This window comes from Sphingomonas cellulosilytica, assembly GCF_052321755.1.
In the GTDB taxonomy this organism is placed as follows: Bacteria; Pseudomonadota; Alphaproteobacteria; order Sphingomonadales; family Sphingomonadaceae; genus Sphingomonas.
Genome location: NZ_JBQRTT010000001.1, coordinates 182,405 through 199,215 on the forward strand (window position 1 = coordinate 182,405; position 16,811 = coordinate 199,215).

Annotated in this window: 15 protein-coding genes and 1 pseudogene; 8 read left to right on the forward strand and 8 right to left on the reverse strand. The window is 60.8% G+C overall.

Annotated elements, in window-relative coordinates; all coding sequences use genetic code 11:
• Positions 1-186: 186 nt before the first annotated feature.
• On the reverse strand, positions 187-2,091 hold the full coding sequence (gene dnaK / locus ACTZQ5_RS00855) for a molecular chaperone DnaK (RefSeq protein WP_443583260.1): 1,905 nt from the start codon (positions 2,089-2,091) through the stop codon (positions 187-189).
• Positions 2,092-2,277: 186 nt separating this feature from the next.
• Here dnaK and ACTZQ5_RS00860 point away from each other — a divergent pair, with 186 nt between their 5' ends.
• Positions 2,278-2,763, forward strand: a complete 486-nt coding sequence (locus ACTZQ5_RS00860; protein WP_443583261.1) for a copper chaperone PCu(A)C — start codon at positions 2,278-2,280, stop codon at positions 2,761-2,763.
• Positions 2,763-3,014 (forward strand): annotated as a pseudogene (locus tag ACTZQ5_RS00865) (vgr related protein); the annotation flags it as partial. The gene ACTZQ5_RS00860 and the pseudogene ACTZQ5_RS00865, both read left to right, overlap by 1 nt.
• A gap of 35 nt (positions 3,015-3,049) precedes the next feature.
• Here the strand turns inward: ACTZQ5_RS00865 and ACTZQ5_RS00870 are convergent.
• Positions 3,050-3,526, reverse strand: coding sequence for a vgr related protein (locus ACTZQ5_RS00870; RefSeq protein WP_443583262.1), 477 nt, complete (start codon positions 3,524-3,526; stop codon positions 3,050-3,052).
• Positions 3,527-3,879: 353 nt separating this feature from the next.
• Between ACTZQ5_RS00870 and ACTZQ5_RS00875 the strand changes: the two genes are divergently transcribed.
• Together ACTZQ5_RS00875 and ACTZQ5_RS00880 are read left to right on the forward strand one after the other, a co-directional pair.
• Complete coding sequence (locus ACTZQ5_RS00875; RefSeq protein ID WP_443583263.1) at positions 3,880-5,580, forward strand: hypothetical protein; 1,701 nt, start codon at positions 3,880-3,882, stop codon at positions 5,578-5,580.
• Between the two features lie 49 nt (positions 5,581-5,629).
• Positions 5,630-6,925 carry a hypothetical protein gene (locus tag ACTZQ5_RS00880; RefSeq protein ID WP_443583264.1) on the forward strand — a complete coding sequence of 432 codons (1,296 nt, stop codon included), beginning with the start codon at positions 5,630-5,632 and terminating at the stop codon, positions 6,923-6,925.
• Between the two features lie 6 nt (positions 6,926-6,931).
• On the opposite strand, the gene ACTZQ5_RS00885 is transcribed toward ACTZQ5_RS00880, so the two are convergent.
• From ACTZQ5_RS00885 to ACTZQ5_RS00910, 6 genes are all read right to left on the reverse strand, one after another.
• The gene (locus ACTZQ5_RS00885; RefSeq protein ID WP_443583265.1) at positions 6,932-7,483 is read right to left on the reverse strand and encodes a recombinase family protein; all 552 of its coding nucleotides are present in this window, start codon (positions 7,481-7,483) and stop codon (positions 6,932-6,934) included.
• Between the two features lie 160 nt (positions 7,484-7,643).
• Entirely contained in the window at positions 7,644-8,876 is a 1,233-nt protein-coding gene (locus ACTZQ5_RS00890; RefSeq protein WP_443583266.1) for a DUF3644 domain-containing protein, read from the reverse strand.
• A 2-nt stretch (positions 8,877-8,878) separates the two neighbouring features.
• Entirely contained in the window at positions 8,879-10,549 is a 1,671-nt protein-coding gene (locus ACTZQ5_RS00895; protein ID WP_443583267.1) for a restriction endonuclease subunit S, read from the reverse strand.
• A complete protein-coding gene (locus tag ACTZQ5_RS00900; RefSeq protein ID WP_443583268.1) occupies positions 10,546-12,003 on the reverse strand; it encodes a type I restriction-modification system subunit M in 1,458 nt (485 codons plus the stop codon). Before ACTZQ5_RS00900 ends, ACTZQ5_RS00895 begins: the two co-directional genes overlap by 4 nt.
• A gap of 3 nt (positions 12,004-12,006) precedes the next feature.
• Positions 12,007-14,466, reverse strand: a complete 2,460-nt coding sequence (hsdR, locus tag ACTZQ5_RS00905; RefSeq protein WP_443583269.1) for an EcoAI/FtnUII family type I restriction enzme subunit R — start codon at positions 14,464-14,466, stop codon at positions 12,007-12,009.
• Positions 14,467-14,618: 152 nt separating this feature from the next.
• Entirely contained in the window at positions 14,619-14,900 is a 282-nt protein-coding gene (locus ACTZQ5_RS00910; protein ID WP_443583270.1) for a DUF6626 family protein, read from the reverse strand.
• A 175-nt stretch (positions 14,901-15,075) separates the two neighbouring features.
• Between ACTZQ5_RS00910 and ACTZQ5_RS00915 the strand changes: the two genes are divergently transcribed.
• The 4 genes from ACTZQ5_RS00915 to ACTZQ5_RS00930 all read left to right on the forward strand — a co-directional run bounded on the left by ACTZQ5_RS00915 (position 15,076) and on the right by ACTZQ5_RS00930 (position 16,806).
• Positions 15,076-15,492 carry a hypothetical protein gene (locus ACTZQ5_RS00915; protein WP_443583271.1) on the forward strand — a complete coding sequence of 139 codons (417 nt, stop codon included), beginning with the start codon at positions 15,076-15,078 and terminating at the stop codon, positions 15,490-15,492.
• Positions 15,493-15,830: 338 nt separating this feature from the next.
• On the forward strand, positions 15,831-16,289 hold the full coding sequence (locus tag ACTZQ5_RS00920; protein WP_443583272.1) for a hypothetical protein: 459 nt from the start codon (positions 15,831-15,833) through the stop codon (positions 16,287-16,289).
• The gene (locus ACTZQ5_RS00925) at positions 16,289-16,627 is read left to right on the forward strand and encodes a DUF3768 domain-containing protein (protein WP_443583273.1); all 339 of its coding nucleotides are present in this window, start codon (positions 16,289-16,291) and stop codon (positions 16,625-16,627) included. The genes ACTZQ5_RS00920 and ACTZQ5_RS00925 overlap by 1 nt, the downstream gene beginning before the upstream one ends.
• The gene (locus ACTZQ5_RS00930; protein ID WP_149520805.1) at positions 16,627-16,806 is read left to right on the forward strand and encodes a hypothetical protein; all 180 of its coding nucleotides are present in this window, start codon (positions 16,627-16,629) and stop codon (positions 16,804-16,806) included. Before ACTZQ5_RS00925 ends, ACTZQ5_RS00930 begins: the two co-directional genes overlap by 1 nt.
• Positions 16,807-16,811 lie beyond the last annotated feature (5 nt).

Sequence of the window (16,811 nt, forward strand, 5' to 3'; positions counted from 1 at the left end):
CGCCGTTCGTGCTGAGCCTGTCGAAGCACGGTGAGTCTCACCTGCCCTTCGACAGGCTCAGGGCGAACGGATCGGGGGTGGGGTGCCCTTGCATCATCCCCACGTTCCATCCCGAAGTCCCCCTGCCGGAAAGTCACAAAAGTCACGCCGAAGCATGTGTTGTGCGGCAGGGGGACGGAGTCGTCCTTACGCCTTGTGGTCGTCGACTTCCGAGAATTCGGCGTCGACCACGTCGTCCTTCGGCGCTTCGCCCGCCGCATCACCCTGGGGTGAGGCTTCGGCAGCCTGCGTCTTTTCATAGATCGCCTGGCCGAGCTTCATCGCGACCTGCGCCAGCGCCTGGCTCTTTTCGGTCATCTGGTCGGCATCGCCGCCTTCGACCGCCTTCTTGGCTTCATCGATCGCCGCCTGGATTTCAGACTTGAGCGACTCGTCCACCTTGTCGCCATTGTCGGCAAGCTGGCGCTCGGTGGTGTGGATCAGCGATTCGGCGTTGTTCTTCGCCTCGGCACCGGCACGACGCTTCTTGTCCTCTTCCGCGAACTTCTCCGCGTCGCGGACCATCTGGTCGATGTCGGCATCCGACAGGCCACCGGAGGCCTGGATGCGGATCTGCTGTTCCTTGCCGGTGCCCTTGTCCTTGGCGGACACGTTGACGATGCCGTTGGCGTCGATGTCGAACGTCACCTCGATCTGCGGCACGCCGCGCGGCGCCGGCGGAATGCCGACCAGGTCGAACTGGCCGAGCAGCTTGTTGTCCGCCGCCATCTCGCGCTCGCCCTGGAACACGCGGATCGTCACCGCGCCCTGGTTGTCGTCGGCGGTCGAATAGGTCTGCGACTTCTTGGTCGGGATCGTCGTGTTGCGGTCGATCATGCGGGTGAACACGCCACCCAGCGTCTCGATGCCGAGCGACAGCGGCGTCACGTCGAGCAGCAGCACGTCCTTGACGTCGCCCTGCAGCACGCCCGCCTGGATCGCGGCGCCCATCGCGACGACCTCATCCGGGTTGACGCCGGTGTGCGGGTCCTTGCCGAAGAAGTTCTTCACCGCTTCGCGGACCTTGGGCATGCGGGTCATGCCGCCGACGAGGACCACTTCGCTGATGTCGCCGGTCTTGACGCCGGCATCGGCCAGCGCCTTCTTCATCGGCTCGATCGTGCGCTGGATCAGGCTGTCGACCAGACGCTCCAGATCGGCGCGGCTGATCGTCTTGACGAGATGCTTCGGACCGTTCTGGTCGGCGGTGATGAAGGGCAGGTTGACCTCGGTCGAGGCGGCCGACGACAACTCGATCTTCGCCTTTTCCGCGGCTTCCTTCAGGCGCTGGAGCGCGAGCTTGTCCTTGGCGAGGTCGATGCCCTCGTCCTTCTTGAAGCCTTCGGCGAGATATTCGACCAGCTTGTTGTCGAAGTCTTCGCCGCCCAGGAAGGTATCGCCGTTGGTCGCCTTCACCTCGAACACGCCGTCGCCGATCTCGAGGATCGAGACGTCGAACGTGCCGCCGCCGAGATCGTAGACCGCGATCGTCTTGCCGTCCTGCTTTTCGAGGCCATAGGCGAGCGCCGCCGCCGTCGGCTCGTTGATGATGCGCAGCACTTCGAGGCCGGCGATCTGGCCGGCGTCCTTGGTCGCCTGGCGCTGCGCGTCGTTGAAGTACGCCGGCACGGTGATGACCGCCTGCGTGACCGTCTCGCCGAGATACGATTCGGCGGTTTCCTTCATCTTCTGGAGCGTGAAGGCGCTGATCTGCGACGGGCTGTAATCCTTGCCGCCCGCCTGCACCCATGCATCGCCGTTACCGCCGCGCACGATGTGGTACGGGACCAGCTCGGTGTCCTTCTTGGTGATCGGATCGTCGAAGCGGCGGCCGATCAGGCGCTTCACCGCGAAGATCGTGTTGTCACCGTTGGTGACGGCCTGGCGCTTCGCCGGCTGGCCGACCAGGCGCTCGCCATCCTTGGCGAAGGCGACGATCGACGGCGTGGTACGCGCGCCTTCCGCATTCTCGATCACCTTGGGCTTGCCGCCCTCCATCACCGCGACGCAGCTGTTGGTGGTGCCGAGGTCGATACCGATTACTTTAGCCATGTGTGCTTGCTGAGCCCCTCACGTACGAAAAACGAATAGCAAAAAAAGCCATGGAACCTTTGCCCCGTTACGGCAGCGAAAGTTCCCGTGCATGGCGGCGATATAGGAGGGGTTCCGCTTGCCGCAAGACGGCGAGGCCCATAGGGCTGATGCGAGAAGGATCCCGTTTCGGGAAGGAGAGCGGCGATGCGGGAGACGGGGCGGGTGACGGTGCGGGTGACGGGGCGGATAACGGGGCGGGTACTGGCGCTGGGACTGGCGGCGACGCTGTCGGCATGCAGCAAACCCGACCGGGTGACGGTGGACGATGCGTGGATCCGCCTGCCCGCCGTCGCCGGGCGTCCGGGCGCAGCCTATTTCACCCTGCACGGCGGCCCCTCCAACGCGACGCTGATCGACGTCGGCGCCGACATCGCGATCCGCGCCGAAATGCACGAGAGCACGACCGGGGCCGGCGGCATGGCGGCGATGAAGCCGCTCGCCAGCGTCGCCGTGCCGGCACGTTCCGACGTCGTCTTCGCCCCCGGCGGACGCCATGTCATGCTGTTCGACATCAACCCCAAGGCGAAGGCCGGGCGCATCTACAACCTGACGCTGAACTTCGCCAACGGCGGCCGTATCTATGCGCCGGTGACGCTGGTGGGGCCGAACGACCCCGCGCCGGATTTCTGATGCCCCCGCCCCCGCCGCGCGGCCTGACCGAGGGCGAGCGCGCGCTCGCCGCGAGCGTCTTCCACGATGCGATCGATTATGACGCGGTGCGTATCGCGCGCCGGAAGTGGGCGTTCTTCCAGCCGCGCGACACGGTGATGGCGCCGACCGGCTGCATCCATTTTCACCCCAAGGGCCAGGGCTATCGCGAGGATTTCGCCGCCGCGGCGCTCGCCGACCAGGGGCTCTTCATCCACGAAATGGTGCGTCTATCATAAAGTAGCGCACCCCGCCGATAGCGCGACCTCTATCCGGGGTGAAACGGCAAGATGCTTTCCATCGTCGGCAAGGGTGGTGCACCGGGCACGACGACGCCGTGACACATTAGAAAGGTATGCCGAACGATCTCGGCTTGCTGCTCCAGGCCGTAGCGATCGAGCTTCCATCCGGGTTTAATCGTATAGTGATAACGGCAGAATGGGTGCCGACGAAGAACGAGATTGATCCCACGCTGATATTGCCAGACGTGAACCAGTTCGTGGATTAGGTGCCCCTGCCAACCGATTGAACTGCTGGCGAAGCAATCGCGGTAGCTGTCGCCTTTCGGATGAAAATGTATGTTGCCGCATGGGGCCATGGTCACATTGCGCGGTTGAAAGAAGGCCCATTTGCGCCGAACGATCCGCACATCACCATAGTCGATGGAGGTGCCGAAGATCGATTTTGCCAATTCAACCTCGGCGGCAGTTAGCGAACGTGAATGGCACGGGTCGGGGACAAACATGCTGCGAATATAGGCTCCCGCCGCCAGATCGGGGAGGCTGTCTGTTTAACAGACCGCGAAAAGCCGTTGCCCCGCTACCGGCCGACCCCTATTTTACCGCCTGCGACGTGATCGCGACGTTGAGGTTTTTCTCAAGACGACGATCATGGGGGTGCCCGTTCTGCTGATGCCGCAGGAGGGGATGCCGAACTGGCGGGCACGGCAAGGCCCGGTGGTGGTTTGGCGGCGACGGGGAACCCGGCGTCAACGGCATAGTCCGGCCTTCAAGGGTCAAACCCTCTTCAGCGGCGCGCAGCCGCACCCAGAAGCCGAAAGGTTGGCGGGTGTGCTGTGTGGATTTCGCGGCCCCACCCATGCCTTTCGGCTTCAAAGCCAAAGAGGCGTATATGGTCAGGAAGAATATCGCGCAGCCCGCGGCAAGCGAGCCGGTCGATGAACCTGTGCTCGAAAGCAACATGTCCACCGCCGAAGCGAAGCTCGACGAAGACGGCAAGGAGGGATGGCGGGAGCAAACCCGCGAAGGCATCGGCACCGTTATGGTCAATCGCGACAAGGTGCTGATCCGGGTCGTGGTCAGGGCCTCCATCGACTACATGCGAAACGGCGGAGCCGGGTCGAATAGCTATTTCGAACCTCGGTTGAGGGCCGTCGGCCTGCGGACAAGCGGCAGCAAGATCACGATGGCGGCGGCGACACTCGCCACCCGTCTCGATCGCCTCGATCCAAAAGATGGAAAAGATGCAGGCAAACTGCTGGACGCGATCGCCAGTGGCATGGAGGGGCTGGTGATCGCGGCCGGCTCGGGCTTTCCATGGGCCTATAGCGACGATTGCGTGGCGAAGCTGACCGCCAAGGTCGACGAAATAGGCGGCCTCCGCAAGCTGGCTGATCTGGCACGGAACGAAAACATTGATGGCAATCTGCGCGGCGTCATCCGCCTCGACGGCAAGAAGGTCCGAGACATCGTTCAAGGCCGCATCGCCGATCTGCTTGGCAATATTTCGGCATCGAGCTTTGCGTTGGCGGTGGTGAAGGACGGCGAGACGGCGGCTGTGCCAAACGTCTCCCTCGATGTGCAGGACGTGACGGCGGCACTGGCGAACCGGGATATCGGCGAGGGTCGCGCGCAGGTTCTCCACGAACTGACGCTTGCGACTATTGCGATCACGCTGGACGATACCGGCTTGGTCAAGGTTCACGACGACGATCCCAAGGACAAGAAGTCGCCCAAGCGACAGACCGAGCCGCACATCGTTTTTCGCCCGGATCACTCGGTGATCGTGTCGGCCCATCTCGCGTCGGGCGCCAGCAATATGGTCAGGATCACGGACATCGCCAGCCCATTCGATGAGTGGCCCGGCTATGACGTGATGCTGCCGCCGCAGGTTCACCGCAAGCTCGGGCTGAACCTCGACAAACCGGCCCAGCGCAATGCGGTTGAAATCACCGAGGAAGCGCCGGAGCCAGGCCGCATCTTGATCGACCGGACGTGGCATGTCCGCAGCGAAGCCGCGCTCCACCCGAAGTACCAGCTCGGCGGACGTGGCCTGATGTTCAGCCCGAGGATACCGACCTACGGCCGGCAGGGCGAGCCGCGCGACACGGTTCATGTCATTCGCGATGATCGCCATTTCGACGAGGTCACGCAATTCCTCTGCGATCTCGCCCCGACCGGCTTCCTGATGAGCATCATCGCCGCCCACGAACGGATCAAGCGCGCGGCGAGCACCCGCAAGGCCATATCGCTTTCATTGAAAGATGGGTTGTTCGGCGTGACGATCAGCAAGGAGAATGTGCTGGTCGCCAAGGCAGAAGGAGACATGGAAGCCGTTCATGTCTCCGCCGCCGATTTTCGGAACATGCTTCTCCTGCTGGAAGCGTTGAAGCCGGGGGAAGTCAGTCTTGCACTGGACGAGCAGAAGGCCGCGCTACGCTGGCAGTTCCGCTCGTCGCGGGCACACTATGACCTGTTCATGCCCGCTGCGACGTCGGCCGGCACACGCCTAACCACGGCCTTCAAGCCGATCTCGCTTGTCGCTCGCCCTTCCGCCTGATCTTCCACCGCGCCCCGCGAGGATCGCGGGGCGTTCAGGGATACATCCGATGACCATCGACCTGACGGCTGCCATGGCCGACTACGCCCTTCCGCTGCCCGCGCTCGGGCAGAACTATAGCAATTTCGTTGTGCGTGCCACGCCGCCGCGCAAAATCGGCGTCACGCCCCGGCGGCTGGATTTCCTAAGCCGTCCGAGCCGGCCATTGTTCCACTATGGTCATGCCCTATACAGCGCAGACTTCGCCCGCCGCGACGGCGTAAGGGAGACCATGGTGTCGCAGCGCGACCGCGCGGACAGCACCATCTTTGTGGACAGTGGCGGCTTCGGCTTCATCCACGGAGCCATCCCGATCCACGATATTGAGGACCTTCGCAGGGAGGCTTTGAGCGCGCAGGAGCGCCTTGGCGATGCTGGCGTCATCGTGGACGTGCCCACCGCCTGCATCGGGCAAGGGGTGTCCGGCGCGATAACATTCCGACAATGCCTCGACCACACAATGACCTCGATCGAATATGCGCTGGCCTATCGCGATCCCGGTAACGGGATGCGCCTGCTTAACATGATACAGGGCACATCTAACGCAGAGTGTCGGCGCTGGTACGAGGCTGTCGCCGATGCTCCGTTGGACGGGTTCGGTTTTGCGGGAGCGCGCCGCAAGGATATCTCGCTGGTGCTGGAACTGCTGGTCGAGATGATCCGGGACGGCCGGATCGCCGGCAATTCTTGGTTCCATGTGTTTGGAACAGATCACCCCGGTATCGCAATCTACCTGACCGTCATACAGCGCCAGCTTCGTGCCCTGCTGGGGACTGGGGTCAGGATCAGCTTCGATAGCTCGACCAGCTTCCGATACACACAGTCACTCGGGCAGATCATTACGGGCCTTCTCGCCGATGGTCAGAACATCCGCCTCACGAACTACCGTGTCGCCGCAGAGGCTCATGGCATCTCGGGCAACGATCCATGGCCCTTCGACAGCCCGATCGGGCGAGGTCGGCGGATCGGCGATTTCCTCAACATGACAGGCGCAACCGGTGCCGATCGCCAGAAGCGGTTCGACACGACCGGCGCGATGATGCTGACGCACCATAGTCTCTATGTCGAACTGGCCGCGCTTGTGCAGGCGAACCGCTGGTTCGACATGGAGCATGGCGACGATTGGAAGAACCGGGCAAAGCTCGCAATCCCGTTCGCTGTCCACAAGGGCGTCGATCGCATCATCGAGGTGTTCGAGCGGGTGCAGGCAGGCGACTTCGATGGCGCTGTCCGCCACGCCAAGGCTGGTAAGCATAGCCTCGCCATGTTCGGTAGTGGACCCGAAGAAGACGAAGATCTTCGGTAGCGTCCGTTAAACAGACGGGTTTGGCATCAAGCGATAGATGCTGGCGCGACCGACACCCATTTCACGGGCGATGGCGGCGGGGGCCATCCCTGCCGCCATCAACGTCTGGATCCGGGCGGTATCGATGCTCGGCTTGCGCCCGCGATACACGCCCTTCGCCTTGGCGCGCTCGATCCCGTCGCGCTGGCGGTCACGGCGAATATCAGCCTCGAACTCCGCCACCGCACCGAGAATAGACAGGGTGAGCCTCCCAGTGCTGGTGGTCGTGTCGATACCCGATTGCTGGAGGACGCGGAAGCCGCAGCCCTTGGCCGTCAGCCGCTCGATCAGCCGGTGCAGGTCTACCACTGACCGCGCGAGCCGGTCGAGCCGGGTTACGGCCAGAACGTCGAACTCCCGCACGAAGTCGATTGCGTCCGCCAGCGCGTCGCGGCCTTCGGTCGTTCGGCCGCTGCGCTTTTCGGCGAACACCTTTTCGCAGCCAGCCGCCTCGAGCTGCTCGTGCTGGACCTCGAGGCTCTGGCTGCTGGAACTGACGCGCGCGTAGCCGACGATCATGGCATCTCCTGTCTCGGATGGGTTTAAGCCCTCATCGCCAAGTGTCTCGGAAGCCCTGCGTCAACCGAAACAAGACGCACGCCAGCGTCTCGCCGCGGTGTCTCGGGCGAGTAAACCGTAAGGAGACGGCCCGAAAACGGGCAGCAACGCTATACGGACTTCAACCCTGATCGAGCATGTCGGCTTGGGCAGTCTTGTATCGCTCGGGATGTTGCTGACATTCTTCCCGCACGCGGTTTAGCCAAGTATCATACCAGCACCATTGATTGCCGACGGCGATCGCGCCGTAACCCTTCGCCGGGTCTTTTGCGCCAAGACGCTTCCAAAGCCGGGTATGGCTATCCATCGTAAAGGCGTCGAAGTCCTCTTCCTTCATCGCCCTCACGATGGCGGCGGGAAGATACTTCTTCTTCTCCACCTCTTTCAGGGCCATATTGAATTTCTGGTCAACGTCCGATCCGGGCGGCACGATCTCCACGGCAAGATCAGCGCCGGGCGCACGGTTGGCAGTCTTGTGAACCATGAAGACGCGAAACGCGAACCGTGGGTCGGCCTGCTGCTCCGGTGTCAACTTCTGCTCGAAATTGTCCATGGTGGTTTCGACGTGACGCGGCAGCGTGCCTGCCTTTTTCAGGATCGCGCGCTGATCCGGGCTGAAGGTCACGAATTGAAGCGCGATGGGAAGGCGGCGTTCCAGCGCATATTGCGCACCGAACATGCTCTTGATGGCGTCGTTGAAGTTGATGCAGCAGGCTTGCAGCTTCGCGCTCAGCGCATCATCAATGCGGCTGGTCGAGCGATGTTCGATTTCGTGCCGGATTTCCAGCAGCAGGTTCAGGTTGTCCTTCGCCCCTTGCTCGATTGGTGAGCGGGCATGTTTTAGGCACTGGCCCAGTTCCCAATATTTCTCGGCACCGCTCGGTGTTTTTGCCGCGACTTTTTCGCCATCCACATTCTTGGTGTGGCGATAGTCGATCCCTTCGCGCTTGAACCAAGCGTGCATCAGGTAGGTCCACGCGATCACAGAAGTGACGATGAACAGTTCGGCACGGAAGGTCAGGCCCGCGCTGTTGAAGGTGTGAACGGCGCTGATCATCGCCTCCCGCGCCTTAATCAGCAGTTCGTCGCCGCGCAGGCTGAGGCCTGTTTCCGGGTCCACCTCCGGCCACGATGCGATGAACGCTTCAAGCTCGTCGGCAGTCGTAGCCTTTATGGCCGCGTGCTTGGCATTGCTGCGGATTTCACTGATAGCGCGGTGATTGATCGAGCGCGTCGGCCGCGTGAAATAGGCGAGAATGTCCTGATCGTTCGGCCATCGGCCGTCCGCTACCATGGCCTTGATCAGGGCGATTTCCCAGCGTTCAAGTTTGTTGCCACGGCGGCGGACTGGCATAGTCAGGCAGGCTCCAAGGCGTTGTGAAGAACGGCTTCCAGCAAGCGGGAGCGGGTGTGTTCGCCCGTGGTGATGCTGGCTTCGAGCCCATCGCACAGGGCCATCAGCTCGTCGACCTTGGCGACGATGCGATGCTGCTCGGCAAGGGGGGGAAGTGGAATGATCAGGGTTTCCACCCCGCCAACGCGAAGGTGCTGAACCGTCATGCCGATCGGCTTGTCCTGAACCCGGTCCATCAAATCAGGGTCCATGAGCGAATACAGCATGAAGCGTGAGCTGATCGTATCGGGCACAAGCCGCGCAAGCATCATCCTCTGTCCCAGGCAAATCATGGTGTTGGCGGGGATCAAGCAAACTTCGCCCATGGGCGCTTCGCGAGTGATGAGGATGTCGCCGGGTTCTGGCTTGGCCCGCGCGCTCCAGACGTCATAAGTCTCCGGGCTCACATACCGCTGATCAATCGCGTTGAGCTTGCCATCGCGGACATTCGTGGTGCGTATAAGCCGCACACCATTTGGGGTATAGGGCGCCGTCTTGTTCTTGCAGTCAATTACCATAAGCGAGCATTGCTGTAGCGTCGCATATTCCCAGCCATGGGGCAGCGTCAGAAGCCCGTCCGGCAACGATTGCTCCGTCACTTTTCGCTGCTGGGTGCGGGCCTCTGTTGAATTGGGATAGCCTGCGTTCAACAAGGCTGATCGACGCTCTTCAATTGTCGAAAGCAGTGTCGACGCGGGATCATCGGCGGGATCCTGCTCTGTCATCCTCCCTGCCAACGCCAGCCGCAGTATTGTTTGGCGCAGTTGCTTGATCTGGTCGGGGCGGGTGGTGAGTGGGGCGAGGTTGGCCAATGCGAAGCGGGCGTCTTGGCCGAATGTTTCGGGATCGGGAGTGTTGAGCGCGGCTAAGGTGGACAGCGTGAACGTGTCACGCGCCGCCTCGCGCTCTGCCCGCGCCGCCTCAAGCTGATCGCACAGGGCCATCAGCTCATCTGCCTTACGCTGAACTGTCGGGCAAATTAGCGGAATAGGCACTTCCGCGATCCTGCCGACGCTGAGCGTGACGTTGGCCGTCCCTGTCATGCGCGAAACAAGCAGTTCGTCCTTAAAGGTCGAAAGGTACTCGAATATGAAGCGCGCAGAAATCAGGTCTGGCTCATAAGGGAAAATTGCTGCCAAGATGGTGCCCAGAGCAAACCGGCCTTCCTGATAGTGCAGCCGATTGATGCTGGCATTGCCATGCCCCGTCGATGATACCAGAGGCACAATCGTCGCCGCGCCGTCGAAATCGAAATGGTCACAGGAGCCGCGCTCAGCTGCTGTGACTACGAGCGGAAAGCTACCGCTTTTGGCGCCTTGGATACCAGTCAATCCCTTTTCGATGCGAGCGACGGCTCCAAGTGGTGCGAATGCTGCTGGGTCGGCAAAGCCTTCTGGAAGCTGCTCGTCAATGACGGGCGGGAAACGTTTTGGCTTCGGAATTTCGCCGTCCCGGAGAAGCCTGATCTTTTCGCTCTCTATCTGATCGAGCATTTCCGCAGGCGACCGCCGCTGACCTTCTCCTGCCAGCTTTCCGGCAATGGCCAAGCCGATGACCACCTTCCGAAACCGGCCAATACCTTCTGGATCGTCGCTAAAACGCGACACGGCATCATGCACGAAATCGGCGTTCATCGGGTCAGCGCCTCGGCCAGAATAGCTTGCAGGCGCGCGCGCAGGTCGGATGTTTTGGCCTCGGCCTCATCCAGCTTTTCCAACAAATCCGCCGGATCACCGTGATCGGCTTCCTCGCTATGCGGGTTCTTAAAATCGAGGTTGTAGCCGCGCGCCTTCACCTCGCTGGCGCTGACCTTCCACGCCTGCGGGCCTTCCTCGCGGCCGTTGCGCTCCGCGCCGCCCCACCATTCCACGCAGGAGGCGAAGTGCTCCACGCGGATCGGCTTGGTCATCGAATAGGCCTTCTGCCCCGCTGGAACCTGATGTTCGTAGAACCAGATGTCTTTGGTCGGCTCGCCCTTTTCGAAGAACAGCAGGTTGGTGCCGATGGAGGCATAGGGCTTGAACACAGAGTTGGGCAGGCGAACGATGGTGTGGAGGTTGCACTCTTCGAGGAGCGCCTCTTTCAGCCGGGTCTTCACACCTTCGCCGAACAGGCTGCCATCTGGTAGGACGATAGCGGCGACCCCGTCCTTTCGCAGCAGGCGGATGAACAGGGCCAGGAACAGGTCCGCCGTCTCACGCGTGCGGAAATGCTGGGGGAAGTTGCTTTCGATGCCGTCCTCTTCCTTACCGCCGAAGGGCGGGTTGGTGAGGATCACATCGACGCGGTCCTTCTGCTCCCACGAGATGTAGGGCCGGGCCAGCGTATTGTCGTGGCGGACGAAGCTCGGGTCTTCCACGCCATGCAGCAGCATATTGGTGACGCAGAGCATGTGCGGCAGCGGTTTTTTTTCAACGGCTCGCAGTGATTGCTGCATCAGCGCCTCATCCTCGGGCCGCTTCACGTAGCGGTCGCGCATGTGCTTCATTGCGCAGGTGAGGAAGCCGCCCGTGCCGCAGGAGGGGTCGAAGATGATCTCTCCCGGCTTGGGGTCAATGCGATCCACCATGAAGGCTGTGACGGCGCGGGGGGTGTAGTATTCGCCGGCGTTGCCGGCGGATTGCAGGTCGTTGAGAAGCTGCTCGTAAACGTCGCCGAAGTGCTGGCGCTCGGACAGATTATTGAAGTCAATGTCGTTGATCTTGTTGGCCACCTGCCGCAGCAACTGGCCGGATTTCATGTAGTTGTAGGCGTCCTCGAACACGTCACGTACGACGCGGCGACGGTCGCCGGGCTGGCCGGTGGGCTTCAAGCCTTTCATCGCCGGGAACAGTTCCTCGTTGACGAAGGCGAGCAACGCCTCGCCGGTCAGCCCTTCGGGATTGGCCGCCCAATTGCGCCACTGGAACTGCTCGGGAACCGGCGACTGATAGCCGTCGCGCATCAATTCCAATTCCTGATCCTGATCGTCGATGATCTTCAGGAAGAAAAGCCAGCAGAGCTGACTGATGCGCTGGGCGTCGCCATCGACGCCACTGTCCTTGCGCATAATGTCTTGGATGGATTTGACGAGAGTGCGAACCGACATTGATTAAGCAACTTCCTGATAAAGTTCATTTTGCAGGGCGTGGACGGCATCTTCAAAGCCGGCCTTGCCGCCGAAAGCCTTGATGAGTTGGACCGGGGTGCCGAGAGTGTTTAGCGGCGGGATGCGCAGCACGTTGGTATCGTCAAGATTGAGCACCCCCTCGTCGGCATACTTGTCGAGCAGAGCGCGCAACACGGCGCGGGCCTGCTCGCCATATTTGGCGAAAACATCGCGTTTCTGCACATTTTCCGCTCGCTCGCGCCGGGTCAGCGGCTTGCGATCAAAGGCGATGTGGCAAATTAGATCGAACGGATCGAGGTCTTTTCCGAGTTCATCCGCGATAAAATCGAGCGCGAGGCCTTCCGCTGATATTTCATCGACCAGCGCCTGTTTGCGTTCAGTACCATTCCACCGGGTAAGGAAATCGTCCAAGCTGGCGAAGTGCTTGCGCAGGGCTTTTTTCGTGAAGTCTCGCAGGCTTTCGGTAACGAGCTTTCCGCTTTCGTCCAGATATTCTACGCGCTCGGCCACGATGACGACGGGCACGCCATCGACATAGACTTTGCCACGCCTGCTACCGTCATCTGTGATAGTTATGTCCGGCGTTTCGCCATCGTCGATGATGGTTTCGTCCTCGCCCGCCTCGTCGCTCTGATCGTCGCCGGGGTCGCCGACAATGCTGTCGTCATCGGGTGGCGTAACAGGATCATCCTCGCCCGGCTCATAAATTTGAACGGGTTCGCCATCAAAGTCCGGGTCGGCGAAGTGGTTAGTTGCCCCTCGGAAATCCATCAGCGTGAAGAAGAATTTGCGGGTGTCCTCGTGGACGCGGGTGCCACGCCCGACAATTTGCTTGAACTCGGTCATCGACCCAACGTCTCGGTCAAGGACGATCAGGCGGCAGGTCTGGGCATCGACGCCGGTGGAAAGCAGCCGTGACGTTGTGACCAGCACTGGATAGCGGCTCTCGGGGTCGATGAAATTCCCGAGTTGCGCCTGACCCTCGGGATCGTTGCCCGTGATCCGCATGACATAGCGGGAACTCTCCGCCACAAGGTCGGCGTTCTCATTGATCAACGCCTGTCGCATACGCGCCGCGTGTTCTTGATCGACGCAGAACACGATCGTTTTTTGGTAACGGTCGCCGCTTTCCTTCAAGAATTCCGTTACCTTACGCGCCACGAGCTTGGTCCGGTCATCCAGTACCAACGTCCGGTCAAAATCGCGCGTATTGTAGATGCGGTCCTCGACCTCGTTGCCGTTGCGATCGAGCTGCCCCTTCTCAGGGCGGTAGCCCTGAATGTCGCGATCCACATGGACCTTGATGACCTTATAGGGCGCTAGGAAGCCATCGCGGATACCTTGCTTCAGGGTGTAACTGTACGCCGGTTCGCCAAAATAGTGGATGTTGGACGCATAGCGGGTTTCTTTCGGCGTGGCCGTCAAACCGATCTGCGTGGCACCAGAAAAATGCTCAAGAATTTCGCGCCATGCGCTGTCCTCCGCCGCGCTACCACGGTGGCATTCGTCGATCACGATGAGGTCGAAAAAGCCGGGTGAGAACTCCTTGAAAAGCTTCTGCCGTTCCTCCGGCCCGGTAATGGCCTGATAGAGCCCGAGATAAATCTCGTATGCCGTATCGACGCGCCGCTTCTTATCCATGGCGATCGGCAGGTCGATGTTCGTGCCGTCATCACGTTCGATCGTTTTTGCGTTGGCGGAAAGCTTCGCCATCGCTGGGCCAAAAGGCCGGAAATCGTTGACCATCGTCTGATCGACCAGCACGTTCCGGTCAGCGAGAAACAGGATGCGTTTTTTGCGCCCGCCCTTCCACAACCGCCAGATGATCTGGAACGCGGTATAGGTCTTCCCGGTGCCGGTCGCCATGACGAGCAGAATGCGGTTCTGCCCGGTCGCGATGGCTTCCATGGCCGCGTTGACGGCGTTGACTTGATAATATCGCGGCTGCTTGCCGCTGCCGTCGTCATAATAATCTTGGAGGACAATCTCCTCGCCCTCGGCCGTCAGGCCCTTCCACGCGGCATATCGCTGCCATAGCTCACCCGGTGATGGAAAGGCATCAAGGGGCAGCGTGACTTCGCGTGCATCGCCAGTGCCCGTGCGGTCATGCAACACGAACCCGTCGCCATTCGACGCGAACACGAAGGGAATATCGAGGGTTTCGGCATACTCCAACGCTTGCTGCATCCCCGCACCCATGGGCTGGGTGTTGTCCTTGGCCTCAATCAGCGCCAGCGGGATGTTGGGCTTGTAGTAAAGCACATAGTCGGCACGCTTGCCTTGACCGCGACTGACCATCTTGCCGCGAACAATGATGCGGCCTTTTGTGAAGCTGACTTCTTCTCTGATCTGCGTCAGCTCATCCCATCCCGCCATTTTTAGGGCGGGCGTGATAAACTTGGTGCAGATGTCGCGTTCACTTAAGGATCGTTTGTTGAGCATGCCTTCACCCCGTTAAGGGTGATCCTACGGTCAAGGGCATCATCTCGCCAGAGAATGTTCGAAATTTTCCGCAGCGATCGGCAGGAGGCACAGGGGCGGCAAATTGTTCTCACGGCTCGCAAAAATTGGGGGCTGACACGGCCCAACTACCGTCATTGGCACCGCGTCAGCGCCCGTGTCATAACCCTGTGAGACAGCAGAGCAGCCGTTTTCCGCGCGGCTGCGCACGGGACCGCTTGGGCGAGATCGTGAAGGCACATCGCAACTTTGAGTAGCGACCGCAGGCTGGGTGCCGCCCCCGAGCACCGGAGATAATCATAATAGCGCGCCGAGTGTCCAAGATAATCGGTTGAAAAGGTGGCGTGGGTAGGCGCGTGGCCAGCATTCTTCAGGAACAGATAGACTTCATCAAGGATCATGGGGCGGGCCTCCATTACAAGAGTTCCTGTATTTATTGCGGGCGCCTAGATCAGGACGGCGGTGCCGGATGATAAATAAAAAATATACGGGCTCTCTAACATCCCCGGCCGCAAGGAGAACAAGATGGCACAAGCCACATCAATACCCCTTACAAGGGCAGAAAAATACCGGGCGGAATGTGTCCGATGGATGAGCGATTTCGAGCCGATCCTGTTCGTCACCTTCGCGATCAATCGTTGGGTCAGCATGGACGAGGCGCAACGAACGTTCGAGGAATTTCACCAGCGGCTCGATCGCAAGCTGCTTGGCCGTTCATATTTCGACCGTCCAGGCGACCGCACCGTCTATATCGCCGCCATCGAGAAGCCCGACACAAACATTCACATCCACGCGCTATTCCGCATGACAACGGAGCAGGCTGCGCGTTTCGGAGATATCGCACCCGGCATCTGGACGAAACTGGTAGCGGCCGGAAACCTCGACATTCAGCCGGTCCGTCATGCCGAAGGGGCGGCGCGCTACGTCACGAAGGCGTTGCGCCCTGAAACCAGCGACCGCTTGCTGACCCCACCGCACATGGAGACGACGACAAAGATTGCTGCATAACGGGAGGACTGCCGCAACGCGAGGTCCACGGCTGACGAAGCCATCCTGTTCAAGCGGGTGCCGGTGACGGACCCGCAGTGATACCTATCATCAGATGGCAGTGAAGATGAAGAAGATCAAGGAGCGATTGAAGGCCAATAACACCGAAGATAGTTAGGTTAGAAGAGCGATTAGGCCGCAACAGATATTCCGTGACCAGCCCCAACGGCTCAAGAACCGTGGCGATGGTGACGGAATTATTTTTGACTGAATTTCTGCGTCAGACATCCAATCATCGGTCGCTCTTTTGATCCTCGACATTACGGCTCGATCTGTCCGAAACCAGATAGGAGCCGTCCATGTCGATCCTCAAGTCTTTGAAGCTGGCCGCCGCTGCGCCGGCTATTCCCTCCAACACCGAATATGGCTTTCGCAGCAAGCTGTTGGGCTGGCTCGCCGAGCAGCAGGCGATGGCGGAGGCGGAAATCACCGGCAAGCCGTTCACCGCGACGCGGCGCGTAACGCGCACCAATGACGCCGGCGAAAAGGTTCGTGTCGACGCGGCGCGCCATGTCCGCAAGGGATGGTTTACCGACACCACGGGCAAGATGTTCCTGCAGGTCCGCTACGGTGCGAAGCCGATCGAACTCGCGAAGGGCATGAACGCGGTTGAGGTCCAGAACCTGGCGGCGCTGCCCGCCGTAATCGGGTCGATCATCGATGCGGTGAATGCAGGTGAGCTGGATACCCAACTTCAGGCGGCCATCAGCGATCGGAAGGCAAACTTTAAACCACGCGCAAAGAAGGCTGCTGCCTGATGGCGACAATCATGAGGCGGGCGGAGATCGCCCGCCTCAACGATCACTTTCGCGGCACCGGGGAGGACGGATGGACCTTCCTGTCTGCCGGCGTCGCCGCCCTTCCGATTTCAGCCAAGGATGCGATCATCCGCGCGGTGCGGCTGTTTCGCGATTTTACGCCGGATAACGATCCTTACGGCGAACATGATTGTGCGATCCTAACCGTTGGGAAGCATCGGATCACCTGGAAGATCGACTATCGCCCTCGGGCTGGGTGCCACGGCGTCGATCCAGATGTTGCCGATCCGCGCACCGTGCGGCGGATCATGACGATCATGCTGGCGGAGGAATATTGATGCGGCGCTACAACATCGCCGACCTGACCGATGACGACCTCCGCCGACTACGGATGCTGGTTCGAATGGAGCGCGCAGCGGCGCACATCGTCGTCAGAACGGATTATGCTTGGCCGATCCCGATCCAAACCCGACCACGCCAGTGGCAAGAACCGGCGATTGGCGACGCGATCAATTGATCTAC

Bases quoted from the DNA above. Each gene is read 5' to 3' on its own strand.
- dnaK (WP_443583260.1), bottom strand. From the start codon at position 2,091: ATGGCTAAAGTAATCGGTATCGACCTCGGCACCACCAACAGCTGCGTC.
- ACTZQ5_RS00860 (WP_443583261.1), top strand. From the start codon at position 2,278: ATGCGGGAGACGGGGCGGGTGACGGTGCGGGTGACGGGGCGGATAACG.
- ACTZQ5_RS00870 (WP_443583262.1), bottom strand. From the start codon at position 3,526: ATGTTTGTCCCCGACCCGTGCCATTCACGTTCGCTAACTGCCGCCGAG.
- ACTZQ5_RS00875 (WP_443583263.1), top strand. From the start codon at position 3,880: ATGCCTTTCGGCTTCAAAGCCAAAGAGGCGTATATGGTCAGGAAGAAT.
- ACTZQ5_RS00880 (WP_443583264.1), top strand. From the start codon at position 5,630: ATGACCATCGACCTGACGGCTGCCATGGCCGACTACGCCCTTCCGCTG.
- ACTZQ5_RS00885 (WP_443583265.1), bottom strand. From the start codon at position 7,483: ATGATCGTCGGCTACGCGCGCGTCAGTTCCAGCAGCCAGAGCCTCGAG.
- ACTZQ5_RS00890 (WP_443583266.1), bottom strand. From the start codon at position 8,876: ATGCCAGTCCGCCGCCGTGGCAACAAACTTGAACGCTGGGAAATCGCC.
- ACTZQ5_RS00895 (WP_443583267.1), bottom strand. From the start codon at position 10,549: ATGAACGCCGATTTCGTGCATGATGCCGTGTCGCGTTTTAGCGACGAT.
- ACTZQ5_RS00900 (WP_443583268.1), bottom strand. From the start codon at position 12,003: ATGTCGGTTCGCACTCTCGTCAAATCCATCCAAGACATTATGCGCAAG.
- hsdR (WP_443583269.1), bottom strand. From the start codon at position 14,466: ATGCTCAACAAACGATCCTTAAGTGAACGCGACATCTGCACCAAGTTT.
- ACTZQ5_RS00910 (WP_443583270.1), bottom strand. From the start codon at position 14,900: ATGGAGGCCCGCCCCATGATCCTTGATGAAGTCTATCTGTTCCTGAAG.
- ACTZQ5_RS00915 (WP_443583271.1), top strand. From the start codon at position 15,076: ATGAGCGATTTCGAGCCGATCCTGTTCGTCACCTTCGCGATCAATCGT.
- ACTZQ5_RS00920 (WP_443583272.1), top strand. From the start codon at position 15,831: ATGTCGATCCTCAAGTCTTTGAAGCTGGCCGCCGCTGCGCCGGCTATT.
- ACTZQ5_RS00925 (WP_443583273.1), top strand. From the start codon at position 16,289: ATGGCGACAATCATGAGGCGGGCGGAGATCGCCCGCCTCAACGATCAC.
- ACTZQ5_RS00930 (WP_149520805.1), top strand. From the start codon at position 16,627: ATGCGGCGCTACAACATCGCCGACCTGACCGATGACGACCTCCGCCGA.